Origin of the sequence: Moorena sp. SIO4E2, assembly GCF_010671945.1 — a bacterium.
Taxonomy (GTDB): domain Bacteria; phylum Cyanobacteriota; class Cyanobacteriia; order Cyanobacteriales; family Coleofasciculaceae; genus Moorena; species Moorena producens.
The window spans coordinates 1-8788 of record NZ_JAAHIE010000312.1 but is presented as its reverse complement, the minus strand read 5'-3'; the positions used below and the strand labels follow the sequence as shown (position 1 = coordinate 8788).

The following is an 8788-nucleotide window of genomic DNA, read 5'->3' as shown; positions in this document are numbered from 1 at the left end:
ACATGGAGGCGGCGGGATTACTGTTAGCCTTACGTAATGGTATTGCAGTGGAAAGTACAATTCGCCCGATGCCGCAACTTCAGCCGATTTTTCTGTAGCTTATGAGTCAACCTTCTTCTGCTTATCATTTGATCGCATCTCATAATCAGGATGTGCAGGTGAGTCTTTATACTCCTGCCCACCAAGGAATTGCTCAAAATAGCGTACGCCTCAGTCAAGAAATCTATCAATATGATGTGCCGTTTCTGACTCGCCCTCGCACTGAGAGCATCGAAAAACATTTCTCTGAAATGTATGGCACAAAGCATACCTTTTGGCTAACTGGGGGAGGTAGTCAAGGAGTTTTAACAGCTTGTGCTTTACTGGGTACTCAGTATAAACAAGTGGCGATCGCTCTTAACAGTCATATTGCCACCATCAACGGCATCATTTTAGCCGGATTAGAGCCTTATTTTATTCCTTCTGTGTCTTTGATGCCCACTACCTCCGAGGTTATTTCCGCTTTAGAAACCAGTGGCGTGTCAGCTTTGTTACTAACTCATCCGAGTTATGAAGGTGTAACTCTCGATCTGGCATTGATAGCTGATTACTGTCGCGTACGCGATCTGGCTTTAGCAGTAGATGAAGCCCACGGTAGTCATTTTCCCTTTCTGGACGAACAATGGCAATCAGCGATCGCATTTAAGGCAGATATCGTCACCCATAGTATGCACAAATATACGGGGAGTTTGGTACAGACGGCTTTATTGCATTTACCTACTGACTCTCGGTTTACTGTTGAACAAGTTATGGGGGTTTTGCCTTTATTTGAAACCACTACCCGCAGTAACCTGTTAATGCTGAGTATTGAAGATGCGATTAAGAAGGGGTATTCTGAAGAAGGTCAAGGGTTATTTTGGCAAGCCATTGGGGAATGCGATCGCCTGCGCAGTCAATTGGATAATTACGGCAAGGTGTTAACTTACGATCCTCAAGTTAGCGATCCTCTGAAACTCTATTTAAAAAGCGATCGCACTACAGGGGAAGAATTAGCAGAGCTGTTGTACGAACGCGGAATTGATGGGGAATTTGCTGGTGAAGAGGGATTGTTATTAATTTTCTCTTTCCATCACAATCAACAAGATTTCCAATTTATGAGAGAAACCTTAGCAGCCATTGTGCCGATTCTGAGGGAAAAAGCACCAAAAGAAACCTTACCTGACAGTTACTTTTGCCGTCGCCCTCAAATGAAGACTTTACCTAAAGATGCTTTCTTTAGCCGGAAAGAAAAGTTACCGATTGGGCAAGCATTAGGGAAAATAAGCAGTTGCTGTATCAAGAAAGTTCCCCCAGGGAGTCCAATTTTGATACCAGGAGAAGAAGTGACTAATTGGCATCTCAAAGTTTTAGAATCTAACACCATGATTGATATCACTTGTTAAATAAAAAAAGTAATATTGTTAACACAGTATGGTTTTATGGATGGCTATCAATTACCTAATAAAAAATGTCTTCACTAGTAAACAAAATTACCTTATCCCAAACCGATAAAGAATTATTTTGGGAAAATGGATTTATCAAGCTAAACAGATTATTAACCTGGGAAGCTACAGATAAATTACGGGAGCTAACCTACAACTCTAAGCAAATAACCAAAGCTCCTGAATACTATACTGGAGATTTTTCCAGAATTGGTTACGGTGTAGAAAATGCTGTCACTCACCAGATCTATTCTGAGGAAAACTTTAAATACACTCTCAAGCAATTAATCGAGAATGAATTAACTTTCTTCGAAAGTGTGGGATTTGAATTAAAGCCCAACAAAAGAGGATTTTATTTCCACCTGGATGTAGCTAGTTTTAGCTTTATTCAAGCAGAAGATTTAGCCTATTCTATTTGGATACCCCTAGTTCCCATTAATACCAAAGAGCAGCACGGAGGTATGGCATACGTACCTCAAAACGTTTATCCTGCCTCTGGGTATTTTTTCCTGATTTATGAACTAGTAAAACACGAAAATATTGCCGAATTTTGTAAAACTGAAGATTTTAAATTTTTTAACTTTCCCCATGCTTCCAAAGTGGAAGAATTGATTCTAGAGAAAAATAAAGTGGAAGATGACTTTGAAGTAGGTGATGCTCTGTTACTAAACAAATTTGTTTGGCATAGGAGTGCCCCCCTGAGGGAAGGAAAGTTACCTTCGAGGATGGCATACACAATGCGTTTTGTAGATTCCCAAGCCCGCTATGGGAAAAAGTTTCTTGATGATTTTAATTACATGGTGAAAGCTATGGGGGATGATCCTTTAACTTCCTTTGGGTATAAATTAACCGATCTGAAAGAGGGTGATTTAATCTCTAAGAGTAAATTTGTTTAGAGCTCTAACTTATGCTAAATCCTACATTCTGACTTCTTAAAAGCTTATGTCTTTGCTAGTCAACAAAATCACTATATCCCCAGAAGAAAAAAACTCTTTTGCTGAGAATGGGTTTATCAAACTAAAAAAACTGTTTACGGATGAAGCAATCGATAAATTACGGTATCTAACTGCCGAATCCAATCAAGTAAAAAAAGTTCCCGAATCTTACAGTGGAGATTTTTCCAGACTGGGCTATGACCTAGAAAATGCCGTAACCAAAAAAATCTATTCCCACGAAAACTTTAAAAACACCCTCAAGCAATTAATCGAAAATGAATTAATCTTCACCCAAGGTGTGGGATTTGAATTAAAACCAAACAGAAAAGGATTTCATTTCCATCTCGATCTTGTTAGCTTCAACTTCATTAAACCAGAAGATTTAGCCTATTCTATTTGGATACCTCTAGTCCCCATTAATACCAAAGAGCAACATGGAGGCATGGCATATGTACCCCGAAAGGCTTATCCAACCTCTGGGTACTATGCCCTCCGGTACGAACTAATACAACACAAAGATTTTGCAGAATTTTGCCAAACCGAAGAGTTTAATTATTTTGAGTTTTTCTATGCTTCTAAAGTTGAAGAGATGGTTTTAGATAAAAATAAAGTAGAAGATAGCTTTGAAGTGGGTGATGCCCTTCTACTAGACAAATTTGTTTGGCATAGAAGTGTCCCCCTCCTGGAGGGAAAATTACCATCGAGAATGGCATATACAATGCGTTTTGTCGATTCCAAAGCCCGCTACTCTAAAATATTTCTTGATGGTCTTTACTCACTGATAAAATCGAACGGTGATGATACTTTAACTTCCTTTGGTTATAAATTAACTGACCTTAAGGATGGTGATTTAATTTCTAAAAGTAAATTCGTTTAATGCTAATTAAATAATTGCGTAGCATGAATGTTTACTCTGAATACTAAAGTAAGTAAAACCTCAAAAAAAATCAACCATGAATGTAAATACAAAAAGTTCTAACCTAAATAATCCCATAACTCCCTTTTATTCCCAAGAAGAACGACAGTTACGTGTAGATCTTGCTGCTGCTTACCGCTTGATTCACTATTATGGGATGACAGACATGATCTACACCCATATTTCCGTGCGAATTAAAGAGGAACCACCAGTATTCCTCATTAATCCCTATGGTATGATGTTCGACGAAATATGTGCATCAAATTTGGTTCCAGTGGATGCTAATGGCAACAAAATTGACCAGGCAGACGCGGAAGTAAATCCAGCCGGATTTACAATACACAGTGCTATTCATTTAGGTTGCCCTAATGCCCATGCAATCATCCACACCCATACTGTTAGTGGCATGGCTGTTGCTGCTATGGAAGAGGGTTTGTTGCCCCTTAACCAAATTTCCATGGAATTTTATAATCGGGTTGCCTACCATGATTATGAGGGCATCTCACTTGACCTGGATGAGCGAGAAAGGCTTGTGGCATCTCTGGGAGACAAGAAATGTTTAATCCTCCGTAACCATGGTCTTTTAACTGTAGGTCAAACAGTGGCAGAGGCATTCTACTACATGTACTACCTGAATAAGGCGTGCGAGATTCAGGTTAATGTGTTAAGTAGTAATTCCAAGCCGATAATACCACCACCTGAGATTTGCGAACATACAGCAAAGCAGTTCGAGGGTCCATTCCTCCAGAACAACCGAGAATTCCAACTCGTATGGCAAGCTAATCGCCGTTTGCTCGATCGACTCGATCCCTCTTATATTGACATACTCCCAGCCAAGTTACCCTAGGAAAAATCATGCCATCTTCAAATATACAAAAAAGCTACGATGTCGTTATCGTCGGTGGTGGACACAATGGACTAATTGCAGCCTGTTATCTTGCCAAAGCGGGTCGCTCAGTTTTGGTGCTAGAACGACAAGATAAGGTAGGAGGAGCAGTTGTTTCCCGCCAACTATTTCCAGGTATTGAAGCGAAACTCTCAGTGTATGCCTATCTAGTGGGAATGCTCCCACAAAAAATTATCTCAGATCTAGATTTAAATTTTAAATTCCGACAAAGAAATCCCGCTTCCTTCACTCCATTTGATAAGAATGGGAAACATAAGGGTTTATTGATTAGTAATGAATCTGAAATAGTCACTGAGCATTCCTTTAATCAACTCACCGGAAATTTAGAGGAATACCAAAGCTATTTCAAGTTTCATCAACTGCAAAAGTCTTTAGGAAAGCACATCTGGCCTTCCTTGCTTGAACCGATGCAGACCAGAGATGAGATTAAAAATCGCTTTCAGACGGAAGAAGAAAAGCTAGCTTGGCAGTTATTTATAGAGCAACCCTTGGGAGTTGCTATTGAAGAATTCTTTCAAAGCGATTTGGTGCGGGGTTTAGTATTCACAGATGGAACTATTGGCACCTTTACCCATCCCCATGACTCTTCCTTAAAACAAAATCGGACGTTTCTCTATCATATTATTGCCAATGGTACAGGGGATTGGTGTGTTCCAGTGGGTGGTATGGGGAAGCTGACAGAGGAACTTGTTGCTCAATGCAAAAAAAATCGTGTGGAGATACTCAACCATGCTGAAGTCACAAAAATAGAGCCAGACGAAGGGCAAGCAACCGTAAAGTTCCAACATAATAACCAAGAAAGCCATGTCAGTGGAAGATATGTCTTAGTTAATCTTGCCCCCAAAAAACTTTCGCAACTGTTGAGTGGGTATAATCCTCCCAACGATCCCAAAGATGAAGGATCTTTTGTCAAAATTAATATGGTTTTAAGGAAGTTACCCCGTTTGAAGGCAGATTACGATCCTGTAGAGGCATTTACTGGAACATTCCATGTCAACGAGGGTTATCAAAACATCATCGATAGCTACAAAATGGCTTGTGAAGGAGTGATACCAGAACATCCCCCTGGCGAGTTTTATTGTCATAGTTTAACGGATGATTCTATCCTCTCCCCATCTCTGAGAGCAGAAGGTTACCAGACCCTAACTTTATTTGGATTGGAAATGCCTTATAGCTTATTTGTTAAAGACAATGAAACAGAGAAACAGAAAGTCTTGGAGAGGTATCTTAATGGGGTAAATCAATATTTATTAGATCCCATAGGAGATTGTATAGCGCGGGATGAAAATGGTCAACTTTGTGTTGATGTCGCAACTCCAGTGGATGTGGAACGAGAAGTGGGCATTCCCACAGGTCATGTCTTCCATCAATCTCTTTCCTGGCCTTTTGTAGAATCAGAGGAAGAACGGGGAATGTGGGGCGTGGAGATTGGCTTTGATAATATCTTCCTGTGTGGTTCTGGAGCCAAGCGGGGTGGGTGCGTTAGTGGAATTCCAGGGCATAATGCAGCCATGAAGATTATAGGGGGTTGATGCGAAGGATTACTTGATGCTGTTTTTCAGTCTAAATTATGTATGAAAGTTTTATTGTGTAGCGATAGCGCAACACTAGCAGTGAACTTACTAGCATCACAACTATCAGACCATGAAATTATCACCTGTCCGTCAGATACTATTATCAAGTATTTAGATAGTGTTGATATTGTCATCCCTTGGATGGCTAAGATTGATGCTTCAATCATTGCCTCTGGACACTTTGGTTTAGTGCAAGAGTTTGGTGTCGGTATAGAAACTATAGACATTGAGGCAGCTACTCGTGCTGGAGTATGGGTAGCACATGTACCTGGGAGTATTTCTGGCAATGCTGATTCCGTTGCCGAACATGCCATAATGCTAATGCTCATGCTTTCGCGACACATGACAACCACACAGCAATCATCTAAAAGTGAAGACTGGAGTGCAAAAGCAGGTATTGCCTTATTGGGAAAAACAGCTTGTATCGTTGGACTTGGTGACATTGGTACAGCATTAGCGGTACGCCTAAAAGCTTTTGGAATGCGTCTTGTTGCGGTTCGGCAACACCCAGAACGTGGTGCGTTACCAGAAACAGGGATAGAAAAAGTTTACGGCTCTAATGCTCTTTCTGAAGCATTATCAATTGCTGACTATATTATCTTGTGTGCCGAGTATACTAAAAACACTCATCATCTGATTAATCAGAACACACTCGCAGCAATTAAACCTGGAGCATTTCTCATCAATGTAGCACGGGGTGGTTTAGTGGACACAGATGCCTTAGAAGCAGCACTAGAGAAGGGAGATTTAGCAGGAACTGGTCTTGATTTAGTTGACTCCCCCACGGATTCTCTTCGTCAGCAAAACGTAATTATTACTCCACACATTGCTGCCATAACCGAGGTAAGTTACGATGGTACTGCGGCTGTGGTGATTGATAACATTAAACGCTACGCACGAGGTGAACAGCCACGATATACCGTCAACACGCCTCATAAGTTACGACGCTGAGAGTGATTATCTGTTCTAATCAAACTCAGGTGCCCAAACTTCCACAACAGACAATTCCCACCCACAAAGTAATTCCGGTACTTGCAGCACATCCCCATCCTCTAGCATAACCATTACCTGATTGAGACGATAAACTTCCATGGTGCGAGTTCTCGGATCCACTAACACCCCAACTTTAGTTCCCAATTCCAGAAATTGCTGGATCTTCCGGCGTAATTTAGCCAAACTATCAGTTCTAGATTTAACTTCAAACATCAAGTCAGGAACTAACTCCGCGTAACCTTCTGTAGTGCGAGGTAAACGTTCAGCTAGGATAAAAGAAGCATCGGGAGCGCGGATATCTCCATCTTGGTTAGGTAAACGAAAACCACCACTAGAAGCAGTTACCCTGCCTAGTCTACGAGGTCGTACCCAATTTGATAACTGGGCAACAATTGCAGCAGCTACTTGATCCGATTCTAACCCTGAAGGACTCATAACAATAATTTCTCCACCCACTAGTTCCATCTGATAATCAGGATGTTGAGCTTGCAGCTTTTCTAAGTCTTTTACTGTTAAACTAGGCATTGTTAAAATCTCCTATTTATTTATAGCGGTTATTGCATTTATGAGGTACAATTATAAACCTCAAAGTCCCCCTTATTAAGGGGGATTTAGGGGGATCCCTTTTTACTTCATGGAAAATAGAATTGCTATATTTAATCAATCAACAGCAAATCCAGTATATTGGCGTTTATAAGGAGCATGATAAGCTAAGACGATATCTTCAGGGGGAACACCCCATTCTAATAATTCATTAGCAACGCCAATTTCTGTGCCATCGTGCTGTATCCAAATTTTGTCGTTTTTAAGGTCAATTTGGAGAACACAGCCTCTTAAACGCCGATTTCCATGCCACCCCACGTTCATCAGTTGATAGTGATCTCCTTGAACATCAAATATTTTTTGGACTTCAATATCTCCATATCTAGGTTTATATTGTCCATATTTATTGATGATTTTTTTGACTAATTCTCTATAGTTATTTAGTTTTTCCATTGTTTAATGACCTCCTTTTTTGGATCATAAATAATTAATTTTATTTGATATTTTTCTACTGCATTTTGAGTAAAAACCAGAGTAAAAAATACTTCGTAAACATCTTCGCTAATGGCTAAATACATTTTTCTTTCTGGTTCAATATTTTCTAATACCAGGCGATAATTAAGAAACTGTCCTAAAGCACTATGAAATTCAGCAATTAGAGAAGGACGATTAAAAGTTTTAATTTCTACAGCAATTTTTTGTTGATCTTTTTGGGCTGCAATTAATTTTTCTGCCCCTAAGTCAACATACATATCAACTCCCCCATAATCAAGATAGAGAGGATCATCAGTAATTATCCAACCTTCCTTGATTAGGGCGTTTTTAACAGTATCATGAAAGATATCTTTAGCTGGCATAGGATAAGATTTGATAACATTAGCTGATTATGATGGATAGGGGTTTGATGGTACGAAATAATGGACATTATTGTTGTTGCCTTGATCTAGTTTGGGTAGTGTTTCAGAAGTCAATTTCATTACTGATTCCTATCGGGTTATCCCCCAAAACTAAACTATCAATTTATTTAAGCAGTTGCTTTAGTCTTTGGCGAAAAGCTCGTAATGCAGGACTTCTCCCGGTCTCACGGCTTTGAGCTAAAACGTCTGCTACCAGGTCTGGAATTGGTAATCTGGGGAAGGTCGGACTGGTGGTAACTTGTCGGTACTCACCTCCTTGCAATAGGTCAATCCTGAGTTGATTTTTTTCATAGCGCCAGAGTTCAGGCACACCTAAGTTGGCATACACATCCAGTTGAGTCTTGGAGGTAACATCCACTTCAATGGCTAGATCTGGCGGTTGGTCAAGGGTAAGATCGACGCGCCGCTTGCCTCGCATTCTAGCGTGGTTTTGGATGTAGAAGCATTGATCCGGTTCAATGCCACTGTCCATATTTTCTCCCTTGAAGGTAGTGGAACCAAAGCACTCGCAGTCGATTTCTAACTGATCAAGCAAAATTTTAA

General features: G+C 40.2%; 10 protein-coding genes. 6 read left to right on the top strand and 4 right to left on the bottom strand.

All coding sequences use genetic code 11. The annotated features are described in order from the left end of the window. The first annotated feature begins 101 nt into the window (after positions 1-101). The 6 genes from F6K37_RS25305 to F6K37_RS25280 all read left to right on the top strand — a co-directional run bounded on the left by F6K37_RS25305 (position 102) and on the right by F6K37_RS25280 (position 6743). Positions 102-1421, top strand: a complete 1320-nt coding sequence (locus tag F6K37_RS25305) for a DegT/DnrJ/EryC1/StrS family aminotransferase (protein WP_287252955.1) — start codon at positions 102-104, stop codon at positions 1419-1421. 65 nt (positions 1422-1486) lie between these two features. Continuing rightward, complete coding sequence (locus F6K37_RS25300) at positions 1487-2356, top strand: phytanoyl-CoA dioxygenase family protein (protein ID WP_287252953.1); 870 nt, start codon at positions 1487-1489, stop codon at positions 2354-2356. 46 nt (positions 2357-2402) lie between these two features. Next, entirely contained in the window at positions 2403-3272 is an 870-nt protein-coding gene (locus F6K37_RS25295; protein WP_287252952.1) for a hypothetical protein, read from the top strand. 76 nt (positions 3273-3348) lie between these two features. Continuing rightward, positions 3349-4158 carry a class II aldolase/adducin family protein gene (locus F6K37_RS25290; RefSeq protein ID WP_287252950.1) on the top strand — a complete coding sequence of 270 codons (810 nt, stop codon included), beginning with the start codon at positions 3349-3351 and terminating at the stop codon, positions 4156-4158. 8 nt (positions 4159-4166) lie between these two features. Then, a complete protein-coding gene (locus tag F6K37_RS25285; RefSeq protein ID WP_287252949.1) occupies positions 4167-5750 on the top strand; it encodes a phytoene desaturase family protein in 1584 nt (527 codons plus the stop codon). 42 nt (positions 5751-5792) lie between these two features. Beyond that, complete coding sequence (locus F6K37_RS25280; protein WP_287252948.1) at positions 5793-6743, top strand: NAD(P)-dependent oxidoreductase; 951 nt, start codon at positions 5793-5795, stop codon at positions 6741-6743. A gap of 15 nt (positions 6744-6758) precedes the next feature. Here F6K37_RS25280 and F6K37_RS25275 read toward each other — a convergent pair whose 3' ends face one another. The 4 genes from F6K37_RS25275 to F6K37_RS25260 all read right to left on the bottom strand — a co-directional run. Next, positions 6759-7310, bottom strand: a complete 552-nt coding sequence (locus F6K37_RS25275) for a Uma2 family endonuclease (protein ID WP_287252945.1) — start codon at positions 7308-7310, stop codon at positions 6759-6761. A gap of 135 nt (positions 7311-7445) precedes the next feature. Next, entirely contained in the window at positions 7446-7781 is a 336-nt protein-coding gene (locus F6K37_RS25270) for a XisI protein (protein WP_287252942.1), read from the bottom strand. Further along, positions 7769-8185, bottom strand: a complete 417-nt coding sequence (locus tag F6K37_RS25265) for a XisH family protein (protein WP_287252940.1) — start codon at positions 8183-8185, stop codon at positions 7769-7771. Before F6K37_RS25265 ends, F6K37_RS25270 begins: the two co-directional genes overlap by 13 nt. A gap of 163 nt (positions 8186-8348) precedes the next feature. Beyond that, the coding region (locus tag F6K37_RS25260) for a Uma2 family endonuclease (protein WP_287252938.1) at positions 8349-8788 on the bottom strand (440 nt) is incomplete at its 5' end.

Excerpts from the sequence above, each read along its gene's own strand:
- F6K37_RS25305 (WP_287252955.1), top strand. The coding sequence starts at position 102 with ATGAGTCAACCTTCTTCTGCTTATCATTTGATCGCATCTCATAATCAG.
- F6K37_RS25300 (WP_287252953.1), top strand. The coding sequence starts at position 1,487 with ATGTCTTCACTAGTAAACAAAATTACCTTATCCCAAACCGATAAAGAA.
- F6K37_RS25295 (WP_287252952.1), top strand. The coding sequence starts at position 2,403 with ATGTCTTTGCTAGTCAACAAAATCACTATATCCCCAGAAGAAAAAAAC.
- F6K37_RS25290 (WP_287252950.1), top strand. The coding sequence starts at position 3,349 with ATGAATGTAAATACAAAAAGTTCTAACCTAAATAATCCCATAACTCCC.
- F6K37_RS25285 (WP_287252949.1), top strand. The coding sequence starts at position 4,167 with ATGCCATCTTCAAATATACAAAAAAGCTACGATGTCGTTATCGTCGGT.
- F6K37_RS25280 (WP_287252948.1), top strand. The coding sequence starts at position 5,793 with ATGAAAGTTTTATTGTGTAGCGATAGCGCAACACTAGCAGTGAACTTA.
- F6K37_RS25275 (WP_287252945.1), bottom strand. The coding sequence starts at position 7,310 with ATGCCTAGTTTAACAGTAAAAGACTTAGAAAAGCTGCAAGCTCAACAT.
- F6K37_RS25270 (WP_287252942.1), bottom strand. The coding sequence starts at position 7,781 with ATGGAAAAACTAAATAACTATAGAGAATTAGTCAAAAAAATCATCAAT.
- F6K37_RS25265 (WP_287252940.1), bottom strand. The coding sequence starts at position 8,185 with ATGCCAGCTAAAGATATCTTTCATGATACTGTTAAAAACGCCCTAATC.